A 24,582-nucleotide genomic window follows, 5' to 3' on the forward strand; every position below is an offset into this window, starting at 1 on the left:
AGGCCGGCGAGATGGACTCAGGCGTGACGCGGTCGCAGGACCCGGCGGACGGCGACGTGGCGCTGGAGCTGGACGAGTACCTGCCGTTCCGGCTGTCGGTGGCGTCGAACGGCGTCTCCCGACTGATCGCGCGCGCCTACGAGGACCGCTTCGGCCTGACCATCCCGCAGTGGCGGCTGCTGGCGGTCCTCGCCGAGGGCGGGCTGACGCCCCAGGCGATCGTCGTGCGGACGGTGATGGACAAGGTCACCGTCAGCCGCGCCGCCCAGGTGCTGACCAGCCGGCGCCTGATCGCCCGCACGGCCAGCGAGTCGGACGGCCGGTCGCACACCCTGACGCTGACCGAAACCGGCCGCCGGCTGCATGCCGAGATCGCGCCCCTGGCCCTGGCCTACGAGGCCGCGCTGCTGGCCGGGCTGGCTCCGGGGGAGGTGGCTCAGCTCAAGCGCCTGCTCATGCGGCTGGAGGCCGCGGCGGCCCGCCTGTCCGGAGAGACGCCGGCGCGTTGACCCGCTCGGGCGGCGGGCGCAAACATCGCCGCCTGTTGTTCCTCGAGGGGCTTCCCATGCGTCCGCACATCAAACTCGCCTGGCTCCTACTGGCCGGCGCGCCCCTGGCCGTCGCCGCCCCGTCGGCGGTCGTCGCGGCCGAGGCCGCCGCGGCGTCGGCCTACGCCGTGATCCCCATGAAGCCGAACACCGCCTTCCTCACCCCCGAGGAGCGAAAGGTGGTCAATCTGCTGATCCAGGCGGCTGACCAGATGGCGGCCATCTACGATCGCCAGCGGGTGACCCAGGGCGGTCCCGACGGCCCCGGCCATGGATTCTATCCTTCCGGCCTGACCCAGGCGGACTTCGAGGCCTATCTCGCCGCCCATCCGGCCGAGAAGCCGGCCCTGATGGACGCCTACACGGTCGTCCGTCGGCAGGGGGACAAGCTGGTCGCCGTGCCTTACTCGGTCGAATACCGGGCCGAACTGGCCAAGGCCGCGGCCCTGTTGGAGCAGGCCGCCGCGACCACCAGCAATCCCAGCCTCAAGCGTTTCCTGACGCTGCGCGCCGAGAGCTTCCGGACCAACGACTACTTCCAGTCCGAGATGGCCTGGATGGACCTGAAGGGCACGCCGATCGAGGTCGCCATCGGGCCGTACGAGACTTACACCGACGAGCTGATGGGCCAGAAGGCGGCGTTCGAGGCCTTCGTGACCCTGATGGATCCGAAGGAGTCCGCCGCGCTCGACAAGTACAAGGGCTACCTCAAGGCCATGGAGGCCAACCTCCCGGTCGAGGATCGCTACAAGAACTTCAAACGGGGCGGGGACAGCCCGATCGCCGTGGCCGAGCAGGTGCGCGGCGGGGGCGACAACCTGCACGGCCCGCAGACCATCGCCTTCAACCTGCCCAACGACGAGCGGGTCCGCGAGGCCAAGGGGGCCAAGAAGGTCATCCTGTCCAACGTGCTGGGCGCCAAGTACGACGGCATCCTCAAGCCGATCGCCGCCCGGGTGCTAGTCTCCGAGCAGGCCGGCCTGGCCAACAAGAAGTACATGACGTTGGAGACCCTGTTCCACGAGCTGTCGCACAGCCTCGGGCCGGGCTCGATCACCGTCGACGGCCGCGCCACCACGGTCACCGCCGAGCTGAAGGACATCGGCGGCACGGCCGAGGAGGCCAAGGCCGACGTCATGGGCGCCTACAACATCCTGTTCATGATGCAGAAGGGCGAGCTGCCGGCGGCCGAGAAGCCGCAGCTCTACGCCACCTATCTCGCCGGTCTGTTCCGCGCCGCCCGCTGGGGCGACGAGGAGGCCCACGGCCGCGGCGCGGCGCTGCAGTACGGCTACCTGCGCAGCAAAGGCGCGGTGGTCTGGGACCCGGCGCAGAAGAAGTTCCGTTTCGACGACGCCAAGATGGAGGCCGGCATCCGCGACCTGACCGCCGACATCGTGCGGCTGCAGGGGAACGGCGACTACGCCGGCATGGTCGCCTTCTTCGACCGGTACGCCCATCTCGACGCCGAGGCGAAAGAGGTGATCGCGACGCTGAAGGACATCCCGGTGGATATCGCGCCGAACTATCCGGAGACGATCTGAGCCCGCAAGATGCTCCCCTCTGGGGGAGCTGTCGGCGAAGCCGACTGAGGGGGTCCTGCTGGGCCAGGCGTGGAAACCGCGAGGCCCACGACCCCCTCCGTCTCGCCTTCGGCGAGCCACCTCCCCCAGAGGGGAGGATCATGGCTCGCTACGCCGCCTGCGGAAGGTGGTTGGCGCGGTAGGCGGCGGCGTCGCTGGTGAACTCGGCGTGGCCATACTGGGCCAGCAACCGGTGGATCTTGCGCACCAGGGTCCGGTCGGCGGCTTCGCGCAGGCCGGGGACGTCGGCGGCGAGGTCGTAGGCCTTCCTGCGAAGGCCGACGAAGATCGTGCTGCCGAGAAAGAACAGCCGGTCGGCCGTGTTCAGCGTTACGCCGACCGATCGCGCCTCGACCTCGTCGCCCCCCAGGATGACGCGGACGAAGAGCATCTTCGAGAAGCCCTTCTCAATCCGATTGAACATTCTGCCGCCCAGACTTTCGTCGGCGGGCAGGTAGGCGTCCAGGGTGGCGCGCAGAAGCTCGCCGCAGGTCTTGTCGTCGAAGCCCTTGCGCAGGGTCTGGTCGCGCAGGTTCATGATTTCCACGATGCCTTGGGGCGTGTCCGGCAACAGCTCCTCGGGCAGGCCCAGCAGGAAGCAGCGATAGCGGGCCAGCTCGACTTTGGCCCGCTGCTGCGGCGTGTAAGCGATCCTGCCCTTGGCGAGCAGCGCGTAGGCCATGAAGAAGATCGGAGCCAGGCCAGCCGGCATCTGGTCGATCTGCGGGATCGGTATCCCGAACACCGCCTTGTCCCAGCCTTTGGATCGCAGGGCGTTGAACCGCACCATCGAGTGCATCAGTCGGACCATCGCAGCCGCGCGGAAGCCCGGGCCGTGCCGCTCCAGCGCGCCCGGCAGGGCCGTGGTCGCGAAGAAGGTCGCCGTCTCCTTCACGCGCTTGGCCGAGGTCTCGTTGGACAGCGTCCCGGTCAGGGCCATCGGCAGGGCGGCGTACTTGTTCATGAAGGTGGCGATGAAGCCGGCGCGCATTGTGAAGGGCGAGACGTTGACAATGTTGTTGCGGTCCAGCCGTGCGCCTTCCTCGACCAGGGCCATGTCGAGCCACGCGGGAGTCTGCTCCATCGCGTGGATGAAGGCGACCAGCTCCGGCGGGGCCTCAGGGACGGCGTCCAGGCCCTGGTCGCAGGCGCGGGTCAGCATGTCGATCAGCCCGCGGAAGCCGTGCTGCGGGATCAGAGCGGCGTAGGCGTCGGCCACCGTGTCGCCGAGCATGGAGTAGGCCCGCATCCGCTCGACCTTCTCCGGATCGGCTAGGATCCGGGCGCGGGCCGCCGAGGCCTTGTCGGTCGCCGTCGGGTCGATCGGGTCGTCGTTGAACCGCTCGGGCGTGGCGTCGAAATCGACCGATCCATAGAAGGCGGGCAGGGCGGTTTTCTGGCCGGCGACCTTGGCCTTCAGCTGCTCCAGGGTGAGGGTCATGATGTGTCCTTGGCTGGCTTTCGGAGGAAGCGTGGCATGAAATTGTGTCGCGTGACAGATTTTTATCTGTCGATCGATAGATTTTTAATCGGAGCGGCGCGCCGGCCTGGAATGGCCTAACCTGTCGCCAGGAAAGCAAGAGTTGCGATGCCGCCTGCCGAGACCTCCGATGACGCGCCCGTCCGCGGACGGCGACAGCCCGCGGCCGGCTACCGCAAGGGAGAGGCGACGCGCGCGCGCTTCCTGGAGGTGGCGCTGGCGGTGTTCGGGCGCGAGGGCTTCGCCGGGGCGACCACCCGCCGGATCGCCGAGGAGGCCGGCGCCAGCCTGCCGACGCTGAACTACTATTTCGGCGACAAGGAGGGCCTCTACCGCGCCTGCGCCGAGGAGATCGCGCGCCGCTCTCACGACGCCATAAGCGAAATCGCCATCCGCTCGGCCGAGGCCCTGCGGGCGCCCATGCCGCCCGCTGCGGCGCGGAACGAACTCAAGCGGCTGTTCGGCGCTCTGGTCCGGTTCGTAATGACCAGCGACGGGGGGGCGACGCGGGCCCTGTTCGTTCAACGCGAAATGACCGATCCGGGCGCGGCGGCGGAGATTCTCTACGGCGCGCTTTGGTCGCCGGCCATCGAGCTGATCGGCGCCCTGATCAGCCGGGCGATGGGGCAGCCGGAGACCCTTGCCGAGGCGAGGGTTCGCGCCGTCCTGCTGCTCTCCAGCCTCACCGCCTTCCAGACCGGCCGGATGGTCATCGACCGCGCCCTGGGCGAGCAGGGCGCCGGGCTGGACCAGGTCGCGGTCGTGACCCGGGTGATCGAGGAACAGATCGACGCCATCGGCCCGGCCTGAGGTCCCTCCGCAAGCTCGCCGACTTTCGAGGTGGACGCGCGGGCGCCGCCTGTGGCAATCCACGCGCTCACCGCTGCGGGGCCTGGGCTCCGCGGAACCTGTGCGGGTGTGGTGGAATGGTAGACGCGGGGGTCTCAAAAACCCCTTCCGAGAGGAGTGTCGGTTCGAGTCCGACCACCCGCACCACGTTTCACGCTCATGAAGGTCTGAGCTCGTCGCGGCGACGGTATCGATCTACTCTCCATGAGGATGGAGCGACCGTCATGCGACTGCCTATGACCACCGGCGTGGGAAGCGCGCTTCTCGCTGTCTCGATGGCTGTCGGGATGGCGGCCTGGCCGGCTTCGGCGGCGGAACTCCCAAAGGCGCTGGCGCATGCCGCCGAGGCCTATGAGCGAGCCCAGATCGAGGGCGACGCCGCGGCCTTGGAGCGGCTGATGGCGCCGGACTTCGTTCTGGTCGGGGGCGATGGTTCGCGGACCGGCAAGACGGCCCATATCGCCGAGTTCACCGATCCCAAGCTTGACCTTCAGCCCGTGGTCGTTCGGGAGGCTGTGGAGCAGGTCTGGCCCGACGGCGCGGCTCTGGGCGGGACCGTGGACCTTGTCGGCGCCTATGACGGCAAGCCGTTCCGCCAGACCCTGCGCTACATCGACGTCTGGCGATGGCGCGATGGGCGGTGGCAGGTGGTCTACGGCCAGGCCACCCGCGTTCCGCCGCAGCCTTGAGGCGCCCGGCTTCCGCCTGAGGCGCGAAACGCTCCGTCATCCGTTCTTGACCGTGACGACGGCGCCCCTCGGCGTCCGCGTTCGCGCGCGTCGACGTGGCGCTTGCAAAATCCTGAGTGACCGCTAGGAATAAACCAAGTGACCACTAGGAATTGGATCGACGGTGAGCGGACGTCTCGTCATCGGGTTGGATAGCGGGGGGGCCAAGACGGCCGGGGCGCTGTGCGACGAGCGCGGCCGGGTGCTGGCGCAGGCGCGGGACGTGGGCGCGGCGATCGTCGGCCTGCCGACGCCGCACTTCTACGCCGTGGCCGAGGCGGCGCTGGCCGGCCTGTGCCGCGACGCCGGGGTGGCGCTCGATCGGGTCGACCGCGTGGCCATCGGCCTGAGCGGCGTCGACTATCCGGATGAGCAGGCCGAACAGCACCGCCTGGTCGCCGAGCGGCTGGGACTGGGCGGCCGGCTGGACCTGGTCAACGACGGCCTGGTGGCGCTGTGGGGGGTCTCCGACACCACGAAGACCGCCCTGATGCAGCACGGCAGCGGGATCACCACCGCCTACCGCACCGCGCCGGGGCAGGAGACGATCTACGACAGCCTGGACATCGCCCAGGTCTACGACCTGCGCCGGGCGGCGTTCGCGCAGACCGCGCGGATGATCGACGGGCGGGCCCGGGTCACGGGGCTCAGGGACCGCGTGCTCGCCCATTGCGGCGTGACCGCGGACCGCTTCGCCGAGTGGGCGTTCCGTGACCCGGCGGCCCGCGCGCGCCGTTTCGCCGTGGCCGGGGTGGTGTTCGACGCCTGGCGCGAGGGCGATCCCGCCGCCCGGGTGATGGTCGAGCGCGCCGCCGCCGACTATGTCCTGTCGATGCGCGCCATGGGCGACCGCATCGACGGTTCGTTCGACGCGGCGTTCGGCGGCGGCGTCATTACCCGCGGCGGTCGCGCCTTCCAGGACCTGATCGGCGACCTGATGGCCTGGGAGGTTCCGGCCGCCCGCATGGTCGACATCCGCCTGCCGCCGGAACTGGGCGCCGTCGTGCTGGCCGGCCACGGCTGCGGCCTGGACGCCCGGACCCTGTTCGCCGACCTCGCCGCCTTGGAGACCGCCTCGTGAAGTCCATCGTCCTCTGCATCGTCGGCGCCGGCGGCAGCTATACCCCCGAGATCGTCGAGGGGGTGCTCGAGCGCGAAGGGTTGGCGGTCGCCGAGATCAGCCTGACCGACGCCGATCCGGAGCGGCTGGCGGTCATGGCCGGGCTGACGCGCCGGATGATCGCCGCCAAGGGCGCCGGGATCGCTGTCCGCGAGGACCGGGACCTGGCCCGGGCGGTCGAGGGCGCGGACTTCGTTGTGACCCAGATCCGCGTCGGCGGCATGGCGGCCCGGCAGATCGACGAGACCATTCCGCCGCGCTACGGCGTGATCGGCCAGGAGACCACCGGCCCGGGCGGGATGTTCAAGGCGCTGCGCACCATCCCGGTGATGATCGACATCGCCCGGACGATCGCCCAGGTCGCTCCGAACGCCTTCATCCTGAACTACACCAACCCCAGCGGCATCGTGACCGAGGCGGTGCTCAATCACACCGACGCCAAGCTGCTGGGCCTCTGCTCGTCGATCCCGTTGCTGCAGCACCGGCTGAAGCGGTTGCTGGCCGATCCGTTCGGGCCGGTCGAGATCGGCAGCGTCGGGCTGAACCACCTGGGATTCGTGCACAGCATCGTCACGGTCTCCGGAGAGGACGTCACCGCGGCGGCGATCGCCTATCTGGCCAGCCGGCACGGCGCCAACGACAACATGTTCGCCTCGGCCCTGCACATGGCGCCGGTGCTGGGCGCCATCCCGGTGGAGAAGTACGGCGACCTCTATTTCCACCGCCGGGCCGAGGCGGTCATCGCCGCCGCCGCCAAGGAGACCCGCGCCCAGGCCGTGATGACCATCGAGGCCGAAGTCCTGGCCGAGGCCGCCGATCCGGCCGTCTCCGCCAAGCCGCAGGCGCTGATCCGGCGGGGCGGGGAGGGCTACAGCGGCGTGACCTTCGACACCCTGGACGCGGTGCTGAACGACCGCGGCGCGAAGATCGTGATGAGCGCCCTCAACCGCGGCGCCGTCGCCGGCCTGCCGGACGATGTGGCGGTCGAAACGGTCTGCCACGTCGACGCCTCCGGCGCCCGGCCGCTGCCGGTCGGCGAGATCCCGCTGCCGTTCCGGGGCCTGGTGCAGGCCGTGAAGGCGCACGAGAGCCTGACCGTCCAGGCGGCGGTGACCCGCAGCCGCGACGTCGCGCTGCAGGCGCTGCTCGCCCATCCGCTCGTCGGCGACATCGACATCGCCGAGCCGATGCTGGACGAGCTGTTGCAGGCCCACGGCCTGGACTACCGATAGAGAACCTAGGGGAGGGGACGTCATGGCCGGCATCGGGGAGCGGTTGGGCCTTGGCCCGCACGAGCGGCTGCTCATCGTCAACTGCGACGACGTCGGCTCCAGCCACGCGGCCAACCTCGCCTGTCTGGAGGCGATGCGGACCGGGGTCGCGACCAGCGGCACCCTGATGGTTCCCTGTCCCTGGGCGCGGGAGGCGGTCGACCTGTTCGAGGGGCTGGACCTCGGCGTCCACCTGACCCTGACGGCGGAGTATCCCGGCTATCGCTGGCGGTCGCTGACCGGCGCGGCCTCGCTGCATGACGCCGAGGGCTTCCTGCCGTCCAACGTGGCGGCGGTGTCGGCCAATGCAAGTCCCGACGACGTCCGGACAGAGTGTCGGGCGCAGATCGAGCAGGCGCTGGCCTGGGGCGTCGACGTGACCCACCTGGACTCCCACATGGGGACCAACCAGATCGATCCCCGCTTCTTCGCCATCTACGTCGAGCTGGCGGTGGAGTACGATCTGCCGCTGCGCATGGTCGGGCCCAGGCTCGACGGGCTGCTGGGCTTCCCGGGGCGGGACCAGGCCGCGGCGGCCGGGCTGGTCTTCCCGGACGAGTTCGTGTCGCACTGGGGCCGCCCCACCGACGCCCTGTTCCGTCAGGCCCTGCCGGCCGTCGGCCCGGGCGTCACCGAGGTCAACGTCCATCCGGTCCTCGATGGGCCGGAGCTGCGTGGCTACGACCTGACCGAGGCCCAGATCCGTGTCGACGATCACGCCGTGACGATGGACCCGGCGATGGCCGATTTTCTCGACGACCAGGGCTTCCGTCGGATCAGCTTCCGTCCCCTGCGGGACCTGCAGCGCGCCGCCGCGTGAGCGGCCCCCGCACAACCCGGATCGCCTACGGCGTCGGCTGTTTCGGCACCGACCTGTTCTGGCACGGGACCAGCTTCTTCCTGCTGTTCTATTACACCGACGTCCTGGGTCTGCGCAGCGACGTGGCCGGGCTGATCTTCGGCGCGGCGATGATCTGGGACGGACTGGTCGACCCGCTGATGGGGCTCGTCGCCAGCCGCACCCGGACACGCTGGGGCCGTTACCGGCCCTACATCCTGCTTGGCGCCGTCCCGCTGGCCCTGGCCTATGTCCTGATGTTCCTGCAGCCGTTTCTCGGCCTGGCGGCGTCGGCCCTGTTCGCGCTCGTGACCCAGATGGCGTTCCGGACCGCCTATGCCGCCGTCTCGATCCCCTACGGTTCGCTGTCGGCCGCCATCACCACCAGCGCCGACGAGCGCAACCGCCTGGCGACGTTCAAGGTCTGGGGCGGCGCGCTGGCGGCGCTGGCCGTCGCCCTGGGCAGCCAGCCGTTCGTGGCCCTCTCGCCGACCCCGCAGATCGGCTGGCTGATGCTGGCCGTGGTCGTCGGCCTGATCGCCACGGGGGCCTTCGTCTTCATGTTCCGTCGCACGCGCGAGCAGCCGCTGACCGAGGAGGCGCCGCCGCCGTTCGGGGCGATGCTGAAGGCGCTGCTGCGCAATCCGCCGTTCCTGATCCTGCTGGCGGCGATCGTGGTGGTGAACATCGCCACGGTGATCAGCGGCAAGGTCACGGTCTACTACTTCGAATACTATTTGCGCCGACCGGACCTGACCGGCGTCGGCCTGGCCATTCAGGTGGCCGCCGTGATGCTGCTGACCCCGGTCTGGAGCTGGGTCGGGCGGCGCTGGTCCAAGCGCGTCGCCTGGCTGGCCGGCGCGGCGATCGCCAGCCTCGGGGCGGCGCTGTTCTTCGCCTATCCGGGCACGCACCCGCTGACCGTTCTGGCGATCCTGACCCTGATGATGATCGGCGGCGCGGCCATCCCGGTCAGCATGTGGTCGCTGATCCCCGACACGGTCGAGGTCTCGCAGTGGACCAGCGGCGTGCGCGCCGAGGGGGCGGTGTTCGGCGTCGTCACCCTGGGCCAGAAGGTGGCGCTCGGCGTCGGGATCGGCCTGACCGGCCTGCTGTTGGAGGCCTCCGGCTACGTGGCGGGGGCGGTGCAGGGCGCCGACACCCTGCGCGGGCTGCACCTGATGATGACCGTGCCGGCGCTGCTGGGCTTCGCCCTGTCGGGGGCGATCATGGCCTTCTACGTCCTCGACGGCGGCCTGCACCGGCGGCTGGTGCGGGCGCTGGAGCGGCGGGCGCGCGTCAACTGACTCCGATCACCCCGGCGAAGGCCGGGGCCCAGATCGTAAGGTCGCGCCTTGCCGAGGACTCGCTTGCCGCGGAGACCGACACTGGGTCCCGGCCTTCGCCGGGATTAGCGGATTGAGGAGATCTACTTCCTCCGCGTCCGCGGCCCCTTGGCCAGCGGCCCAAATTCCGCCCGCGCCGTGGCGAGGCGCGCCTTCATCCCGGCCAGAACCTCGGGATGGCGGGCGGCGAGGTTGTAGGTCTCGCCCGGGTCCAGGGTCATGTCGAACAGCAGGCCGTAGTCGTAGGCGTCCAGCGGCAGGTCGTCGGTGCGGTAGTAGGATCGGACCAGGTACTTCCACCGCCCCGCGCGGATCCCGGCGATGGCCTCGTTGTCGAACAGCAGCAGCGCCTCGTGCGGCGAGGGCGCGCCGCGCCGTTTGAGCATGGTGGAGATGTCCCGGCCATCCAGCGTCACGGCGGGCAGGGGCGATCCCGTCCAGGCCGCCAGGGTGGGCAGCAGGTCGATGTTCATGCTCGGGGCGTCGCTGACGATCCCCGCGGGGATCACGCCGGGATGCCGCGCCACGAAGGGGACGCGGAAGCCGCCCTCCCAGCCCGAGCCGCCCTTGCGCTCGCGCCAGGGGCCGGCGGAGCCCTCGAACCAGGGACCGTTGTCGGAGGTGACGATGACCAGGGTGTCGCGGTCCAGGCCAAAGGTTTTCAGCCGATCCAGCAGCCGCCCGACGCCGGCGTCGATCTCCTCGACCACGTCCCCGTAGGCGCCGGCCGGCGAGCGGTGCGGGTGGTCCGGATTGGGCTCCAGCGGCACGTGCGGCGCGGTCAGGGCCAGCATCAGGAAGAAGGGCCGGGCCCGGTTGGTCTCCACGAAGGCCAGGCCGCGATCGAAGAAGCGCTGGGTCAGGCGCGGGGAGTCGACGTCCTCGCGGGTCAGCTCCACGCCCGGCGCCTGCGCCGCGTACAGCGCCAGCGGTTTCATGTCGTGGGAGTAGGGCAGGCCGTAGAACAGGTCGAAGCCCTGGACGGTCGGCGGCCAGTAGGGGGCGACATGACCCAGGTGCCATTTGCCGACCAGGGCCGTCGCGTAGTCGGGCTTCAGCATCTCGGCCAGGGTGATCTCGGACGGCGGCAGGCCGACCGTGTCGCTCTGCCGGACCACGTCCCAGGCCAGGCCCGTGCGGATCGGGTAGCGGCCGGTCAGCAGCCCGGCCCGCGACGGGGTGCAGATGTTGGCGCTGGCGTAGGCGGCGGTCAGCCGCGCGCCCTCCCGAGCCATCCGATCCAGGCGGGGCGTGCGGATCAGGCGGGCGCCATAACCGCCCAGGTCGCCCCAGCCCAGGTCGTCGGCGACGATCAGGACGATGTTGGGGCGACGCGCCGACGCGGCGGTGGCGAGGCCGGGCAGGGCCGCCGCCCCGGCCGCCAGAAGCAGGTCGCGACGGCGCATCCCCATGGTCTTCTCCCTAGAAGCGGGCCGTCACCTCGAGGCCGTAGGTCTGCGGCTCGCCGCGCTCGACGAACTTGGTGCCCAGGAAGTCGGCGGTGCGGTTGGTCAGGTAGTCCTGGTCGGTGATGTTCGACCCCCAGACGCTGACCGACAAGCCTGTGCCCAGATGGGTGAAGGTCGCCCGCGCATTGAGCAGCTTGCGCTCGCCCAGCCGCTGGTTGTCCTGGTTCTCCTGGCCGGCGTAGGTCTTGGCGCGGTAGGCGTACTGGCCGAACAGAGTCAGCTCGGAGCCCAGCGAGGGCAGGTCGAACCGGTACTGGGCCGAAGCCGTGCCGGACCATTTCGGCGAGAACGGCAGTTCGTTGCCGCTGGCGTCCGCGCCGCCCGGGCCGCCGCCTTTGAAGTCGTCGAAGGTCGCGTCCATGTAGGCCGCGTCCAGGGTGAGCAGCAGGTTGCGGATCGGCGCGGCCTCGAAGCTGACCTCGACGCCCTTGGTCTCGACCTTGGCGGCGTTGGACAGCTGGATCACCGTGATGCCGCCCGGGAACTGGACGAAGCGGTTGATCTGGTAGTCGTCGTAGTCGGCGGCGAAGACGGCGGCGTTCAGGCGTACGCGGCGCTCGAACAGCTCGGCCTTGGCCCCGATCTCGTAGGACTGCACCGTCTCGGTGTCGAAGGCGAAGTCGGCGCGGCCGTCGCCGTTCAGGTCCTTGACCTGGTTCCTGTTCAGGAAGTCGACGTTCCAGCCGCCGCTTTTGAAGCCGGTCGAGTACTTGGCGTACAGGTTCAGGTCGTCGTTCGCCTTGAAGGTGACGCCGATGCTGGGGCTGAAGCGGTTCTCCTCGTCCTCGTCCTTGAAGCCCTTCAGCGTCGCAATGCCGACCAGGCCGCTGTTGGAGCCGTCCAGGTCGTAGCGCAGCTTGCGCTGCTCGATCGTGTAGCGGCCGCCCAGGTTCACGGTCAGGCGCTCGGTCAGGTCGTAGTCCAGCGAGCCGAACAGGGCGTAGGAGGTCGTGCGGATGCCGGCCGACGACGGGGTCGAGGAGTTGGGCGCGAGGCCAAGTCCGAGGCCGACCGCCGCCGCGCCCCAGGCCGCGACCCGCTTGGTGTCGGCCTCTTCGGACAGCAGGAAGACGCCGGCGACGTAGCGCAGGCGGCTCTCGTCCGACGAGGCGATCCTCAGCTCCTGCGACAGTTGGCGGAACTCGTCCTCGTACAGGGTGTGGAGGAAGTCGATCGGCGTGTAGTCGTTGTCCGCCTGGACCGCGCTCTTGCTGGTCCGGTAGGCAGTGATCGAGGTGATCGTCGAGCCGTCGTCCTGCTCGTAGTTGACGTTCACCGCCCCGCCGCCGGTCTCGACATGCTTGAAGCGCGGGGTGTTGGTGTTGACCTCATAGGCGTTGGGCGCCAGCGGGTCGACCAGGCCGGCGCCGGTCAGGCTGGACACGGACTCGGGGCCGCCGCGGAAGGACTTGTCGCGCATGTAGTCGGCGCTGACATCGACCGTGACCTTCTCGTTCGGCAGCAGGCGGACGGCGCCGCGATAGGACTGGGAGTCCAGCGAGCCGATGACGCGGTTGTTGTCGAACAGGTTGCGGGTGTAGCCGTCGCGCTTCTCCAGCCCGACCGACAGCTTGGCCAGCACTTTGTCCTCCACGATCGGCAGGTCGGCGCGCAGGCCTAGGCTGCGGTACTCAAGGTTGCCTGCGCCCAGAGTGACCTCGCCGCCGAACTCGGCGGCCGGGGCGCGGGTGATGATGTTGGCCGCGCCCGAGACGGTGTTGCGGCCGAACAGATGCCCCTGCGGCCCGCGCAGAACCTCGACGTGCTCGATGTCGAGCAGCGACTGGCTCAGCGCCGCGGCCTGGCCGATGTAGACGCCGTCGAGGTAGACGCCGGCCCGCCCGCCGAAGCCGATGTTGCGGCCGCCGCCGCCGACGCCGCGGATGTAGACCGTGCCGTTGGCCTTCTCGACGCTGAAGTTCGGGGCCACCGCCGTCAGGTCGGCCAGCCGGGTGGCGTGCAGTTGCTCGACCCGCTCGGCGCCGACGGCGCTGACCGCAATCGGCACGTCCTGCAGGTTTTCGGTGCGCTTCTGGGCCGTGACCACGACCTCCTCCAGCACCACCTCCTGGGCCGTCGCGGTCGCGCCGCAGGCCAAGGCGGCGAACGCCGCGCCGCTCAGCAGAAGTCCACGCATGTCATCTCCCCCATGACGGTCGGCGAGGCCTCTCCGGACCAAAACCGACCATTCGCTAGAATTCTTGTGCTCACTAGGTATTGGTCAACAGCTAGCAGGCGCTAGGTTTTTGTGCAAGGGTCGTTCGGATGACGACCGCCACCGCTTCGCCGGCTCCCGGAACCCGCCAACCCCGCGGTCGAGCGCGCCGCGCCGCCGTTCTGGAAGCCGCGCGGCGGCTGTTCGCCAAACAGGGGTTCAAGGGCGCCAGCCTGGCCGCGATCGCCCAGGAGGCGGGGCTGACGGACGCCGGGCTGCTCTATCATTTCCCGACCAAGAGCGACCTGCTGCTGGCGGTGATCGCCGAGGGCGACCGCGAACAGGACGAGGCCCTGGAGAAGGTGCGCGAGGCGCAGGGGCTGCCGCTGCTGGAGCGGATGGCCGAGTTCGGCGCCGACCTGGAGGCCGACCCGATCCTCACCGCGCTGGACGTGACCCTGTCGGCCGAAAACCTGGCGGCAGACTCCGAGATCAACCGCTACTTCGTCGACCGCTACCAGCGGTTCCGGGACATGCTGACGACGGCGTTCGAGGAGGCTCGCCGCGCCGGCGACCTGATCGGCGACTTCGACCCGGCGGTCGAGGCCGCCAACATGACCGCGGTGCTGGACGGCCTGCGGCTGCAGTGGCTGCTCAGCGACGGCGCGGTCTCGATGGCGGACGGCATGCGCGCCTATGTCGGCGGCGTCATCGCCCGGCTGGCGCCCCGCGCCTGACCGCGGTCAGCGGCGCGCGGCGCAGGCCAGGATCGAGCCGTCGGTCTTGATCTCGCGCGTGGCGATGGTGGTCGAGAACCGCTGCACGCCGGGCAGCCGCCACAGTTCTCCGCGCAGGAAGGCGTCCAGGGCGATCAGGTCCTTGGCCATGATCTGCAGCAGATAGTCGGTCTCGCCGACCGTGGCGTGGCAGGACAGGATCATCGGATGCCGAACGGCGGCCTTCTCGAAGGCGTCGTGCTGTTCGAACGCCACCGTCACGCTGACGAAGCCTTTGGCGCCCAGGCCCAGCGCCGACGGTTCGACCACGGTGCGGTAGCCGCGGATCACCCCTTGTTCCTCCAGCGCCTGGACCCGCTTCCAGCAGGGCGACTTGGTCAGGCCGGTGGCCTCGGCCAGGTCGGCGTAGGACAGGCGTGCGTCGCCTTCGAGCAGGGTCAGCAGATGCAGGTCGATCTGGTCCATCGGGCCCTCCTTTGGCGATACTGAGCGGCAATCATACCGTAGAATGCGCTCAGGAAAGTACGTTGTTTCTTCCAGGCGTGAATTCGCCGCTCGTTTGCGGACAATGTTTCCCGCCGCCGGAGCTAGGGTCGCCGCAAAGGGAGATCCGCATGGACCGGGAAGCCATCTACGCGCGCCTGCAGGCGCCGGCCGAGCTCGACTACGAGCACTACCTCAACACCGAGCGCCTGCTGTCCTGCCAGAAGGACTTCGGCGCCCTGGTCAATCACGACGAGCTGCAGTTCCAGATCGTGCATCAGGTCGAAGAGCTGTGGATGAAGCTGATCGCCTTCACCCTGCTCGAGGTCGACGACTACATGAAGGCTGGCGAGACGCATCGCGTCGTGACCCTGATGGGACGCGCCCACCAGCTGCTGCGCCTTATGACCTCGCAGCTGGACCTGCTGGAGACGATGTCGCCCAAGGAGTATCAGCAGATCCGCCTGCAGCTGGGCAACGGCAGCGGGCAGGAGTCGCCGGGCTTCCGCACCCTGCTGAAGATGCCGATCCACCTGTGGGACACCTTCGTCGCCAGCTACCTGGAGCCGAAGGGGCGCACCGTCCGCTCGATCTACGACCAGGATTACGCCCATGACGCCGCCTACGCCGTGGCCGAGGCCCTGATCGATTTCGACGAGCTGTTCGGGCTGTTCCGCTGGCGCCACCTGTTCCTGATCCACCGCTCGATCGGCATGGGCTCGGCGTCGCTGAAGGGGCGGTCGGTCGACCTGCTGCAGTCGGGCGCCAAGCATCGCTTCTTCCCCGAACTGTGGGATGTCCGCGTGGCGATGACCGACGACTGGGGCGGCGAGTACGGCCGCGTCCGCGACAGCCTGACGGCGGGCGGCGCGGCGGCATGAGCGACCTGAGGGGGGCGTTCGAGGTTCCGCCGGGCGGGCCCTATCTGCTGGCCCATTCCGTCGGCGCTCTGCCCAGGGCGGCCCGTGCGGGGCTGGAGACGGCGGTGCTCGCGCCCTGGTCGGGCAAGGGCGGCGACGCCTGGGGCGACTGGCTGGGCGCCATCGACGGCTTCCGCGATGCGCTGGCCGGGCTGCTCGGCGGAACGGCGGCGGACTATTGCCCGCAGCCGAACCTGTCGGCGGGACTGTTCCGGCTGCTGTCGGCCCTGCCGCCGGAGGGCGAGCGCCGCGAGATCCTGGCCTCCGACCAGAGCTTCGCCTCGATCGGCTTCGCGCTGAAAGGGCTGGAGGCGCTCGGCTTCCGCCTGCGGCTGCTGACGGTCGATCCGACGGCGGTCGAGACCTGGGCCGAGGCGATCGGTCCGCAAACCGCCGCCGTCGTGGCCATGCACGTCCATTCCAACTCCAGCGCCGTCGGGCCGATCGCCGAGATCGCCGCCCTGGCGCGCGAGGCGGGGGCGATCGCGATCGTCGACGTCGCCCAATCGGCCGGGGTGCTGCCGCTGAACCTGCCGACGCTGGGCGTCGACGGGGCGATCGGCTCCTGCGTGAAGTGGCTGTGCGGCGGGCCAGGAGCCGGTTGGCTGTGGGTCTCGCCGACGCTCTGCGCCCGCGCCAAGCCCATCGAGATCGGCTGGTTCAGCCACGTCGACCCGTTCGAGTTCGACATCCGCGACTTCCGCTACGCCCCCGACGCGCGGCGGTTCTGGGGCGGCACGCCCTCGGTCGCACCCTACGCCCTGGCGGCGGCGGCGATCGGCGTGATCGCCGGCGTCGGGGTCGAGGCGGTCCGCGCCCACAACCGCGCCCTCATCGCCCGGGTGTCGGAGCGCACCAACGGCCGCTGGTTCGATCCGGACCGATCCGGCTTCGGCGGCACGATCTGCATCGCCGCCGAGGGTTCGAATCCCTCTCTCACTGCGATCGGCGCGAAGTTCGACCGGCGCGGCGACCAGCTGCGGCTGTCGTTCCATGTCTACAACACCGCCGACGAAGCCGACCGCGTGGCCGAGGCGCTGGCGCGGGTTTAGGGGGTGCGCTTCCTACAGCTTCCCCCGCGTCGTCAGCCAGCCGAACCCGGCCGCGGTGAAGAACATCATCGCCCCATAGACCGCGGCCGGCACGGCCATCTGGGGGCTGTTCAGCAGGCTCGGCGACAGGGCGATGGCGATGGCCAGGGCGGCGTTGTGGATGCCGACTTCCATGCCGATCGCGACGGCCTGGCGTCTGTCCAGCTTCAGCAGCCGGGGCAGGCCGTAGCCGGCCGCCAGGCTGACCAGGTTGAAGGCCAGGCAGGCCGCGCCGACCGCCCGGACGTGCGCGACCAGATCCTGGCGGTTCTGCAGCGCCGCAACGCCGACGACGGCGGCCAGCACGACGATCGAGACGATCTTCATCGGGCCGCGCAGGCGGGCTGACAGGCTCGGCGCGCGAAGGTTGACCAGCATGCCCAGGGCGACGGGCGTCAAGACCAGGGCGACCACCTGGGCGACCTTGCCGAACTGCAGCGGCATGTCCTGGCCGGCGCCCATGAAGTGCAGGGTCGACAGGCCGACGATGATCGGCAGGGTGATCGCCGTCAGCACCGAGCTGACCGCCGTCAGGGTGACGTTCAACGCCACGTCGCCGCCGGCCAGGTGGCTGTAGAGATTGGCCATGGCTCCGCCGGGCGAGGCGGCCAGCAGCATCAGCCCTACGGCCAGGACCGGGGGCAGGTTGAACAGATGGGCGATCCCGGCCGCGGCCAGCGGCAGGACCAGGACCTGCACCGCCAGTCCGACCCAGACCGCGCGCGGATAGGCCAGCACCCGGGTGAAGTCGCTCCCCCTCAAGCTCAGCCCCAGGCCGAACATCACCACCGCCAGCGCGAGGGGCAGCGTCAGCGTCGTCGTCAAGGTCGCCTGCATGGGATCAGGCCGCGCGCGCGGCGGAGCGGCCGGCGTTGCGGCCGGAGAACAGGCAGCCGCCGAGGAAGGTGCCCTCCAGCGAGCGGTAGCCGTGGACCCCGCCGCCGCCGAAGCCGGCGGCTTCGCCGACGGCGTAGAGGCCCGGGATCAGGCGGCCGTCGTGGCCGAACACGCGCGCCTCCAGGTCCGTTTCAAAGCCGCCCAGGGTCTTGCGGGTCAGGATGTTCAGCCGCACCGCGATCAACGGGCCGTGGGCGGGGTCGAGCATCCGATGCGGCTTGGCCGTGCGCACCAGCTTGTCGCCCAGGTAGCGGCGGGCGTTGTGGATGCCCATGACCTGGGCGTCCTTGGCGTAGGGGTTGGCCATCTCGCGGTCGCGAGCCTCGATCTGGCCGCGGAGACGGTCGAGCTGGATCAGGTCGTCGCCGGTCAGGGCGTTCATCCGCGGAACCAGCTCCTCCAGCGAGTTCGCGACGATGAAGTCGACGCCGTGCTGCTTGAAGGCCTCGACGGGGCCGGGCGCGCCCTTGCTGGTCGCCCGTTTGGAGGTCAGCAGCCAGTCGCGGCCGGTGAGGTCGGGGTTCTGCTCCGAGCCGGAGAGGGCGAACTCCTTGCGGATCACGCTCTGGGTCAGCACGAACCAGGTGTAGTCGAAGCCGGTCTTGCCGATATGCTCCAGGGTCTTGAGGGTGTCGTAGCCGGGATAGTTGGGCGCGGGCAGCCGTTCGCCCCGGGCGTCGAACCACAGCGAGGACGGGCCGGGCAGGATGCGGATCCCGTGCCCCGGCCAGATCGGGTTCCAGTTGTGGAGCCCTTCGACGTAGTGCCACATCCGGTCGCGGTTGATGATCCGCCCGCCGGCCGCCTCGGTGATCGCCAGCATGCGGCCGTCGACGTGGGCGGGCACGCCGGTGACCATCCGCTTCGGCGGCGGACCGAGGCGGGCGGGCCAGTTCTGGCGGACCAGGTCGTGATTGCCGCCGAGGCCGCCGCTGGCCACGATCACGGCGCCCGCGCTCAGCTCGAAGTCGGCGACGACGTCGCGGGAGGTGCTGACCCCGCGTGGGGCGTCGTCCGGCGCCAGCACCGCGCCGCGCACGCCGGTGACGGCGCCGTTCGTGACGATCAGGGCGTCCACGCGACGCCGGAAGCGGAAAGCGATCCGACCTCGAGCCTCCGCCTCCTGGACGCGGCGGGCGAAGGGCTCGACCACGCCCGGGCCCGTCCCCCAGGTCAGGTGGAAGCGCGGCACGGAGTTGCCGTGGCCGGTCGCCGCGTCGCCGCCGCGCTCGGCCCAGCCGACGATCGGGAAGATCCGGTGGCCCATGGCGCGCAGCCAGGACCGCTTCTCGCCCGCGGCGAAGCCGACATAGGCCTCGGCCCAGCGACGTGGCCAGTAGTCCTCGTCGCGGTCGAAGCCGGCCGTGCCCATCCAGTCCTGCAGGGCCAGGTCGAAGCTGTCCTTCACGCCCAGCCGCCGCTGCTCGGGGCTGTCGACCAGGAACAGGCCGCCCAGCGACCAGTGGGCCTGGCCGCCGAGGTTCTGGCGCGGCTCCTGGTCCAGGATGATGACCGTCTTGCCGGCGTCCGCCAGCTCCGCCGCCGCGACCAGCCCCGACAGGCCGGCCCCCACGATGATCACGTCCGCGTCCGCCATCGCCCGTTTCCCCTTGTTGGTCGTTGGCGGCATGTTATTATCAAGAATGACAATAACGCAACGGCAAGCTTCGGAACGCGGGCCCCGGCGACGCCGGACGCCGGCGGAGGCTCGGGACGAAGCGCTGGGCGCGGCGGAGGCGATCCTGGCGCGCGAAGGGCCGCCGGGCCTGACGCTGCAGGCCGTGGCGGCCGAGGCCGGCATGGCCCACGGCAACCTGACCCATCATTTCGGCTCCAGCGCGGGTCTGCAGGCGGCGCTGGTCGTGCGCATGTCCGAGCGGCTGGCGGGGGAGGTGGCGGCGGCGACCCTTCGCCTGCGCGGCGGCGAGGCGACGAGTCGTCAGATCGTCGACATGGTCTTCGACGCGATGGCGCGGGACGACCATGGCCGGCTGGTCGCCTGGGTCTGCTCGACCGGTCAGGCCGACAAGCTGGCGCCCGTGTTCGAGGTCATCGCGGGAACCGTCCACACCTTGAAGGCCACGGAGCCGGCGGGCGGCGATCCAGCGTCCCAAGGGGCGGGGGTGATCACCGCCGCCCTGCTGAGCGCGGCCTTGTCGGCCAGCCTGATCGGCGCGCCGCTGCAGCGGGCGGCGGGCTTGGCCGACGACGCCCTGCGCGACCTGGCCGCGCGCCAGCTGGACAGCCTGCGGGTGCGGTGAGGCCCCGACGAAGGCCTATCGCGACGCCGGAACGCCGGGAACGCTCCAGACGACCCGATCTCCGGGCTTGAGCCCGGCCAGCACCTCGACGGCGAACGGGCTGGACTTGCCGAGTTGGACCCGGACCTCCTGCGGCGCCTTGCGGGGATTGCTTTGAACCAACACGAACGGGTTCGCGGGCGATCCCTGGATCGCCTGCGGAGGCAGGGTTATCACCGAAGGGTTGGTGTAGGAGGTGATGTTCAGGTTGGCGGTCATGCCGATGCGCACCTGACGGGCCTGTTCCGCTGGCAGCGGATCGAGCAGCGCCATCGCCACGAACACCGCCTTGCCGCCGCCCGCGTCCTTCTTCGCCTGGCCCGCGATACTGTGGATCCGACCCTTCAACACGCCGGAGAAGCCAGCCCCGGTTACGGTCACCGCCTGGCCGAGCTTGATGGTGTTCACGTCGCCTTCGTCCAGCTGGAATCGCACGCCCAGAGCGCCGGCCCTCGCGATGACGCCCAGGGGCTGGCCCTTCGACAGCCGACCGCCGACCGTGACGCCTCCATCCGCCTTGTCCTGGCCGCCGGAGGGCGGCATGACGATGATGCCGGAGTCGGGCGCCACGACCCGGGCTTTCGCCATGTCCGCGCTGACCGTCGACAGCCGGTTCGTGGAGTTGCTCAGGTCAAGCTCCGCAATCCGACGATAGGAGCCTTCGCCGCGGCCGGCGGTGATCTGGAGATCCTGCTCGGCGGCTTCCAGGGCCATCTTCTGCGACTGCACCTGCCGCTCGAGCGTCTCGTACTCCATGCGAGGCACAAGGCCCCGGTCCAGCAGCGACCGCGTTTCCTTCAGGCGCCGCTCGGCCTGTTCGAACTCCAGTCTCGCGGTGATGAGGCTGCGCCGGGCGCGCGACATTTCCGGCCCGCTCTGCCAGTTCTGGAGATCGGCGGCGCCGCGGGCCGATTTCAGATAGGTGCTTTCGGCGTCGTTCCGGCTCCTTTGCACGTCGGCGACATCGAACTCCGCCAACACCTGGCCGGCCTCCACCTGATCGCCGTAGGCGAAGTTCAGGCGCTGCAGAACGCCGTCGAACGGCGCGACGACCGCCAGGCTCTCTCCCGGCGCGATCTCGCCCTGGAAACCGGTGGAAACGGCGAAGGACTGCTTGCTCACCGTGTAGTGCCGCTGGACCTCGCCCGCGCGCTTGGCGTCGGGCTTGCGCGCCGTGCAGGTCCAGACGGTCAGGATCAGCAGCGCCGCGACCGCCACGAGGGCCGTGCGTCCGGGGCGTCGCCGGATCGCCGTGGTCAGTCGTTCAAGTTGATGCGCCATGTTTCGAGCGTGCTTCCGATTTGCTGATCCAGCGCGGTGAGCGCATTGAGGTAGGAAATCCGGGCGTTGAGTTCCTGGGCGTCGGCGTTCCTGAGGCTGTCCTGGAAGGACAGGACCTCGAAGTTGGACGCCCGGCCTACCTTCAGTTTCTCCTGCTGCAGGTCGAGCGCGCGCGCGGCCAGGTCGCGCGCCCGCCGCGCAGCCTCGAGCTGGCGCCAGTTCATGTCGACCGTCTGGACGGCGTCGCGGATCTGCGCCTCGATCGCCTGCGACAGCTCCTCGTAGCGAAGCTCTGCCGTTCGAACGGCCGTCTCGGCGCGGAGCTCGGCCGCCTTGGGGCCGTAGTCGCCCAGGGGAATGCCCACGCGCACGCCGACGGTGGTGTCGTCCAGCGGGGTGCGCGGCCCCAGGATCGGGTCGATGACCTCGGACCGGCCGGTGGAGGCGGTCAGGCTGACGTCCCAGAGCCGATTGTTCTTGGCCAGCATCAGGCCTTGCCGGGCTTCGTCCAGGGTCAGCCGCTGGCTGAGGATGTCCAGGCGTGAATCGAACCCCAGGGCCAGGACGCGGTCCAGATCGATATCAACCCTCTCGACCTTCACGTCGTCGACGGCCACGACGTTGGTGCGCGGATCGAGGGCCAGAAGTCTCAGCAGGGCGAGTTGGGCGCTTTCCCGCTGCCGATAGGCGGACAGGACGGAGACCTCCTGGTTGGCGAGGCCGGACTCGGTCTGGACGAGGTCCGCCGCCGCCATGCGGCCAGCCTCGATGAGCGCCTTGTTGGTCTCCAGCAAGACCTTGGTCCGCTCGAGCGACAGCTCCGCGAGCCGGACCTGCTCCTGGCTCTGCAGCAGGGTGCGGTAGCTGAAGATGATCGTCGAGACGGTGTTCGAGACCGTGGATTCGAGAGAGAGCTTATTGATCCGCTCCCGGATGCGCGCCGATCGCAGAGGGGCCATCGCGACGTCCCATCCGCCGCCGCGGAGCAGCGGCTGCGTGAGGGACAGCGACGAGGTGTCTCTGCGGTCGGTGCTCCGCGCGTCGAGTCGCTCGAGGCGGCCCCAGGAGAAACCGATCGTGCCGCCGGTCGGCAGCAGCCACGACCCTTCGACACCGCCGGCGGCCTCGGTCGAGTCTCTGTTGGGAGCGTCGCTGCGAGCCTCCGTGACCCGCGCGGTGATGCGGGCGACAGGGACGAAGCGACGCTCGGCGACGGCCAGGTCGAACTTCTGGACCACGCGTTCCAGATAGGCCGACTTGAGGCTTCGGTTGTCGCGCAAGCCGATGGCCACGGCTTCGGTGAGGCCGAGTGGGACGGCGGGGCCGTTGGGCACCGGGTTCGAGGGCGGCGACGGGACCGGCGACAGGGCTTGCGCCGACGCGACGCCAGCGGTCGAGACGGAGAGGGCCAGGGCGAGCAGCAGGAGAGGCGAGCATCTAGTCCGCACGAAGGGCCTCGATCGGATCGATCCGCGATGCGGACAGGGCAGGATAGAGGCCGAACAGCACGCCGATCACGCCGGAACCGAGCGGGCCGATGGGCATCAGATGATAGGCGATGGCGAAGTCCCAGCTGAACAGTTTCACCGCGAGCGCCGAGAGCAGCAGCCCCAAGATCGCGCCCACCAGGCCGCCGGCGGCGGCCAGCATCGCCGCCTCCGCCACGAACATCAGCTGGATGTCCTTCGGCGTCGCGCCGATCGCGGCGCGCAGGCCGATTTCCCGTCGCCGCTCCAGCACGTTCATCAGCATGACGTTCATGACGCCGATCCCCCCGACCAGCAGCGATATGCCGCCGATGGCGGCCAGCACCGCGGCGATCAGGCCCTTCTGGCGGTTCATCGTCACGATGATCGACTTGGCGTTGGTGGTCTGGACCAACGTCGTCCGGTTGGTGAGCGAGCGCTTCAGCTCGCCGTCGATCCGATCGACATCGGCGTCGTCGGCGACCCGCACGAGCGCGGCGTTGGCCTGGTTGCTGGGCAGGACGCGTCGTGCGCAACCCTGCGGGATCATGAAGGCGTCGTTGTATCGGGCCACGCTGAAGCCGTCGCTCGGGATCGCTTCGAGGACGCCGACGACCGTGAACAGATAGGAGCCCAGGGCGACCTGCTGGCCGAGCATGTCTGCGGGACGTCGCGCCAGCTTCTGCGCGGCTTCCGCCCCGATCACGCCGACCGGCGCGCAGTCGTCGAAGGCGGTGAGCAGGCGGCCGGTCTGCGCCGTCAGCGCCAGCCGCGGAGCCAGCGACGGCGGGGCGGCGATGAGGAAGAGCGAGGCCTCCTTACCGCCCGCCCGGCCGGAGATCTGGGCTGTCGCGTAAGGGGTCGCCTCGACGACGCCGGGAACCGTCTTGGGAAGATCTTCGATCGTGGCTTTCGGAAAGCCGCCCTCGCCTCCATTGGGCGTGCTTCGGACCTGGATCGTGTCGATGCCCAGCCTCTCGAACTGCTTCATGGTCTCCAGCTGGGCGACATGGCCGATGTTGAGCATCGCGATGATGGAGGCCGTCCCGACGACGATGCCGAGCAGGGCGAGGCCGGAGCGCTGCCCTCGCGCGAGCAGGTTGGCGAAGGCCTCCCGCAGGACCTCGCCCAGCGGCACGCCATAGGGGCGCGCGCGCGAGGTCATTGACGCCTCGTGTCGGCGATGATCCGGCCGTCGCGGATCTCGATCTGTCGATCGCAGGTCATCGCCAGATCGCGATCATGGGTGACCATGACGATGGTGACGCCGAAGTCGCGATTGAGGGTGCGGAGGAGCGTCAGCGCTTCGCTGGCGGTGACGCTGTCGAGATTGCCGGTCGGCTCGTCCGCCAGCAGCAGGCGCGGGTTGCTGACCAGGGCGCGGGCGAGGGCCACGCGCTGCATCTGGCCGCCGGAAAGCTGATTGGGATGGTGCTCGGCGCGGTCGCCAAGGCCGACGCGCTCCAGCATGGCCAGCGCCTGCGGCTTGCGGTCCTTGCGCGGCACGTTGCGATAGAGAAGCGGCAGGGCGACGTTCTCCCAGGCGGTCAGCCGCGGCAGCAGTTGGAACGACTGGAAGACGAAGCCGATCAGGCGATTGCGCAGGCGCGCGGCCTCGGCCGCCGACGCGAAGTCCGCGGGCGCCCCGTCCAGAAAGACCTGGCCGCTGTCGGGACGGTCGAGCAGGCCGATGATGTTGAGCAGCGTGCTCTTCCCGGAGCCGGACGGGCCCAGGATCGCGCAGAAGCCCGCGCCCTCGATCTCGAGGGAGAGGTCTTTCAGAACCGGTACGGACCCTCCGGCCGTCTTGTAGGCCTTCTCGATACTGGCCAGCTTGAGCACTGCTTCTTCCCGCCAAGTCGCCGGGCGAGACCCCCTCCGGCGATGAACACGGTTTCGTCGAGCGCCTTCCCCGCCCCCGACGGAACCTCGTCTACAGGAGTGTAACTATCCGTTGAGATGGCGCCATCTTCAAGGCCGGGTAAGGGGCGGATTTGTCGGGTTGGTCCGTCGTCGGAGG

22 protein-coding genes and 1 tRNA gene are annotated in these 24,582 nt (G+C 69.9%); 13 read left to right on the forward strand and 10 right to left on the reverse strand.

What is annotated here, in order from left to right:
* Positions 1–11 precede the first annotated feature (11 nt).
* Together CSW64_RS07340 and CSW64_RS07345 are read left to right on the forward strand one after the other, a co-directional pair.
* Positions 12–509 (forward strand): MarR family winged helix-turn-helix transcriptional regulator, encoded by a 498-nt coding sequence (locus CSW64_RS07340; protein ID WP_099621500.1) that lies wholly within the window; start codon positions 12–14, stop codon positions 507–509.
* A gap of 56 nt (positions 510–565) precedes the next feature.
* Positions 566–2,092: a dipeptidyl-peptidase 3 family protein gene (locus CSW64_RS07345; protein ID WP_099624151.1), complete on the forward strand. Its 1,527-nt coding sequence runs from the start codon at positions 566–568 to the stop codon at positions 2,090–2,092.
* 148 nt (positions 2,093–2,240) lie between these two features.
* Here the strand turns inward: CSW64_RS07345 and CSW64_RS07350 are convergent, their stop codons facing one another.
* Complete coding sequence (locus tag CSW64_RS07350; protein ID WP_099621501.1) at positions 2,241–3,572, reverse strand: oxygenase MpaB family protein; 1,332 nt, start codon at positions 3,570–3,572, stop codon at positions 2,241–2,243.
* Positions 3,573–3,719: 147 nt separating this feature from the next.
* Here CSW64_RS07350 and CSW64_RS07355 point away from each other — a divergent pair, with 147 nt between their 5' ends.
* The 7 genes from CSW64_RS07355 (at position 3,720) to CSW64_RS07385 (ending at position 9,724) form a co-directional block, all read left to right on the forward strand.
* On the forward strand, positions 3,720–4,421 hold the full coding sequence (locus tag CSW64_RS07355; protein ID WP_099621502.1) for a CerR family C-terminal domain-containing protein: 702 nt from the start codon (positions 3,720–3,722) through the stop codon (positions 4,419–4,421).
* A 102-nt stretch (positions 4,422–4,523) separates the two neighbouring features.
* Positions 4,524–4,607 (forward strand) — tRNA-Leu (locus CSW64_RS07360).
* A gap of 77 nt (positions 4,608–4,684) precedes the next feature.
* A complete protein-coding gene (locus CSW64_RS07365) occupies positions 4,685–5,149 on the forward strand; it encodes a nuclear transport factor 2 family protein (protein ID WP_099621503.1) in 465 nt (154 codons plus the stop codon).
* A gap of 163 nt (positions 5,150–5,312) precedes the next feature.
* Positions 5,313–6,269 carry a BadF/BadG/BcrA/BcrD ATPase family protein gene (locus CSW64_RS07370; protein WP_172448491.1) on the forward strand — a complete coding sequence of 319 codons (957 nt, stop codon included), beginning with the start codon at positions 5,313–5,315 and terminating at the stop codon, positions 6,267–6,269.
* A complete protein-coding gene (locus tag CSW64_RS07375; protein WP_099621505.1) occupies positions 6,266–7,540 on the forward strand; it encodes a family 4 glycosyl hydrolase in 1,275 nt (424 codons plus the stop codon). Before CSW64_RS07370 ends, CSW64_RS07375 begins: the two co-directional genes overlap by 4 nt.
* 22 nt (positions 7,541–7,562) lie before the next feature.
* Positions 7,563–8,399, forward strand: a complete 837-nt coding sequence (locus tag CSW64_RS07380; RefSeq protein WP_099621506.1) for a polysaccharide deacetylase family protein — start codon at positions 7,563–7,565, stop codon at positions 8,397–8,399.
* Positions 8,396–9,724, forward strand: coding sequence for an MFS transporter (locus CSW64_RS07385; protein WP_099621507.1), 1,329 nt, complete (start codon positions 8,396–8,398; stop codon positions 9,722–9,724). The genes CSW64_RS07380 and CSW64_RS07385 overlap by 4 nt, the downstream gene beginning before the upstream one ends.
* Positions 9,725–9,846: 122 nt before the next feature.
* Here CSW64_RS07385 and CSW64_RS07390 read toward each other — a convergent pair whose 3' ends face one another.
* Together CSW64_RS07390 and CSW64_RS07395 are read right to left on the reverse strand one after the other, a co-directional pair.
* Complete coding sequence (locus CSW64_RS07390) at positions 9,847–11,175, reverse strand: sulfatase family protein (protein WP_216361249.1); 1,329 nt, start codon at positions 11,173–11,175, stop codon at positions 9,847–9,849.
* 10 nt (positions 11,176–11,185) lie between these two features.
* Positions 11,186–13,369 (reverse strand): TonB-dependent receptor, encoded by a 2,184-nt coding sequence (locus CSW64_RS07395; RefSeq protein WP_099621508.1) that lies wholly within the window; start codon positions 13,367–13,369, stop codon positions 11,186–11,188.
* A 128-nt stretch (positions 13,370–13,497) separates the two neighbouring features.
* Between CSW64_RS07395 and CSW64_RS07400 the strand changes: the two genes are divergently transcribed.
* A complete protein-coding gene (locus CSW64_RS07400; protein ID WP_099621509.1) occupies positions 13,498–14,124 on the forward strand; it encodes a TetR/AcrR family transcriptional regulator in 627 nt (208 codons plus the stop codon).
* 6 nt (positions 14,125–14,130) lie between these two features.
* Here CSW64_RS07400 and CSW64_RS07405 read toward each other — a convergent pair whose 3' ends face one another.
* Entirely contained in the window at positions 14,131–14,589 is a 459-nt protein-coding gene (locus tag CSW64_RS07405) for an Lrp/AsnC family transcriptional regulator (protein WP_099621510.1), read from the reverse strand.
* Between the two features lie 149 nt (positions 14,590–14,738).
* Here CSW64_RS07405 and CSW64_RS07410 point away from each other — a divergent pair, with 149 nt between their 5' ends.
* Positions 14,739–15,488, forward strand: coding sequence for a tryptophan 2,3-dioxygenase family protein (locus tag CSW64_RS07410; RefSeq protein WP_099621511.1), 750 nt, complete (start codon positions 14,739–14,741; stop codon positions 15,486–15,488).
* Complete coding sequence (locus tag CSW64_RS07415) at positions 15,485–16,579, forward strand: aminotransferase class V-fold PLP-dependent enzyme (RefSeq protein ID WP_099621512.1); 1,095 nt, start codon at positions 15,485–15,487, stop codon at positions 16,577–16,579. Before CSW64_RS07410 ends, CSW64_RS07415 begins: the two co-directional genes overlap by 4 nt.
* A gap of 12 nt (positions 16,580–16,591) precedes the next feature.
* Here CSW64_RS07415 and CSW64_RS07420 read toward each other — a convergent pair whose 3' ends face one another.
* Both CSW64_RS07420 and CSW64_RS07425 read right to left on the reverse strand, forming a co-directional pair.
* A complete protein-coding gene (locus CSW64_RS07420; protein WP_245863854.1) occupies positions 16,592–17,443 on the reverse strand; it encodes a bile acid:sodium symporter family protein in 852 nt (283 codons plus the stop codon).
* 16 nt (positions 17,444–17,459) lie between these two features.
* Positions 17,460–19,112: an FAD-binding dehydrogenase gene (locus tag CSW64_RS07425; protein ID WP_099621514.1), complete on the reverse strand. Its 1,653-nt coding sequence runs from the start codon at positions 19,110–19,112 to the stop codon at positions 17,460–17,462.
* A 46-nt stretch (positions 19,113–19,158) separates the two neighbouring features.
* Between CSW64_RS07425 and CSW64_RS07430 the strand changes: the two genes are divergently transcribed.
* Positions 19,159–19,776, forward strand: a complete 618-nt coding sequence (locus CSW64_RS07430; RefSeq protein ID WP_216361250.1) for a TetR family transcriptional regulator — start codon at positions 19,159–19,161, stop codon at positions 19,774–19,776.
* 15 nt (positions 19,777–19,791) lie between these two features.
* Here CSW64_RS07430 and CSW64_RS07435 read toward each other — a convergent pair whose 3' ends face one another.
* From CSW64_RS07435 to CSW64_RS07450, 4 genes are read right to left on the reverse strand one after another with little or no spacing between them, the layout of a single operon-like run.
* Positions 19,792–21,096 carry an efflux RND transporter periplasmic adaptor subunit gene (locus CSW64_RS07435; protein ID WP_099621516.1) on the reverse strand — a complete coding sequence of 435 codons (1,305 nt, stop codon included), beginning with the start codon at positions 21,094–21,096 and terminating at the stop codon, positions 19,792–19,794.
* A complete protein-coding gene (locus CSW64_RS07440; RefSeq protein WP_099621517.1) occupies positions 21,072–22,544 on the reverse strand; it encodes a TolC family protein in 1,473 nt (490 codons plus the stop codon). The genes CSW64_RS07435 and CSW64_RS07440 overlap by 25 nt, the downstream gene beginning before the upstream one ends.
* Positions 22,534–23,727 carry an ABC transporter permease gene (locus tag CSW64_RS07445; protein ID WP_099621518.1) on the reverse strand — a complete coding sequence of 398 codons (1,194 nt, stop codon included), beginning with the start codon at positions 23,725–23,727 and terminating at the stop codon, positions 22,534–22,536. The genes CSW64_RS07440 and CSW64_RS07445 overlap by 11 nt, the downstream gene beginning before the upstream one ends.
* Positions 23,724–24,404, reverse strand: coding sequence for an ABC transporter ATP-binding protein (locus CSW64_RS07450; protein ID WP_099621519.1), 681 nt, complete (start codon positions 24,402–24,404; stop codon positions 23,724–23,726). Before CSW64_RS07450 ends, CSW64_RS07445 begins: the two co-directional genes overlap by 4 nt.
* Positions 24,405–24,582 lie beyond the last annotated feature (178 nt).

This window comes from Caulobacter mirabilis (assembly GCF_002749615.1).
In the GTDB taxonomy this organism is placed as follows: Bacteria; Pseudomonadota; Alphaproteobacteria; order Caulobacterales; family Caulobacteraceae; genus Caulobacter; species Caulobacter mirabilis.

Coding starts and splice junctions, on each gene's coding strand:
- CSW64_RS07405 (WP_099621510.1), bottom strand. CDS start 14,589: ATGGACCAGATCGACCTGCATCTGCTGACCCTGCTCGAAGGCGACGCA.
- CSW64_RS07350 (WP_099621501.1), bottom strand. CDS start 3,572: ATGACCCTCACCCTGGAGCAGCTGAAGGCCAAGGTCGCCGGCCAGAAA.
- CSW64_RS07345 (WP_099624151.1), top strand. CDS start 566: ATGCGTCCGCACATCAAACTCGCCTGGCTCCTACTGGCCGGCGCGCCC.
- CSW64_RS07365 (WP_099621503.1), top strand. CDS start 4,685: ATGCGACTGCCTATGACCACCGGCGTGGGAAGCGCGCTTCTCGCTGTC.
- CSW64_RS07435 (WP_099621516.1), bottom strand. CDS start 21,096: ATGGCGCATCAACTTGAACGACTGACCACGGCGATCCGGCGACGCCCC.
- CSW64_RS07425 (WP_099621514.1), bottom strand. CDS start 19,112: ATGGCGGACGCGGACGTGATCATCGTGGGGGCCGGCCTGTCGGGGCTG.
- CSW64_RS07355 (WP_099621502.1), top strand. CDS start 3,720: ATGCCGCCTGCCGAGACCTCCGATGACGCGCCCGTCCGCGGACGGCGA.
- CSW64_RS07430 (WP_216361250.1), top strand. CDS start 19,159: ATGACAATAACGCAACGGCAAGCTTCGGAACGCGGGCCCCGGCGACGC.
- CSW64_RS07445 (WP_099621518.1), bottom strand. CDS start 23,727: ATGACCTCGCGCGCGCGCCCCTATGGCGTGCCGCTGGGCGAGGTCCTG.
- CSW64_RS07340 (WP_099621500.1), top strand. CDS start 12: ATGGACTCAGGCGTGACGCGGTCGCAGGACCCGGCGGACGGCGACGTG.
- CSW64_RS07380 (WP_099621506.1), top strand. CDS start 7,563: ATGGCCGGCATCGGGGAGCGGTTGGGCCTTGGCCCGCACGAGCGGCTG.
- CSW64_RS07410 (WP_099621511.1), top strand. CDS start 14,739: ATGGACCGGGAAGCCATCTACGCGCGCCTGCAGGCGCCGGCCGAGCTC.
- CSW64_RS07400 (WP_099621509.1), top strand. CDS start 13,498: ATGACGACCGCCACCGCTTCGCCGGCTCCCGGAACCCGCCAACCCCGC.
- CSW64_RS07415 (WP_099621512.1), top strand. CDS start 15,485: ATGAGCGACCTGAGGGGGGCGTTCGAGGTTCCGCCGGGCGGGCCCTAT.
- CSW64_RS07395 (WP_099621508.1), bottom strand. CDS start 13,369: ATGCGTGGACTTCTGCTGAGCGGCGCGGCGTTCGCCGCCTTGGCCTGC.
- CSW64_RS07390 (WP_216361249.1), bottom strand. CDS start 11,175: ATGGGGATGCGCCGTCGCGACCTGCTTCTGGCGGCCGGGGCGGCGGCC.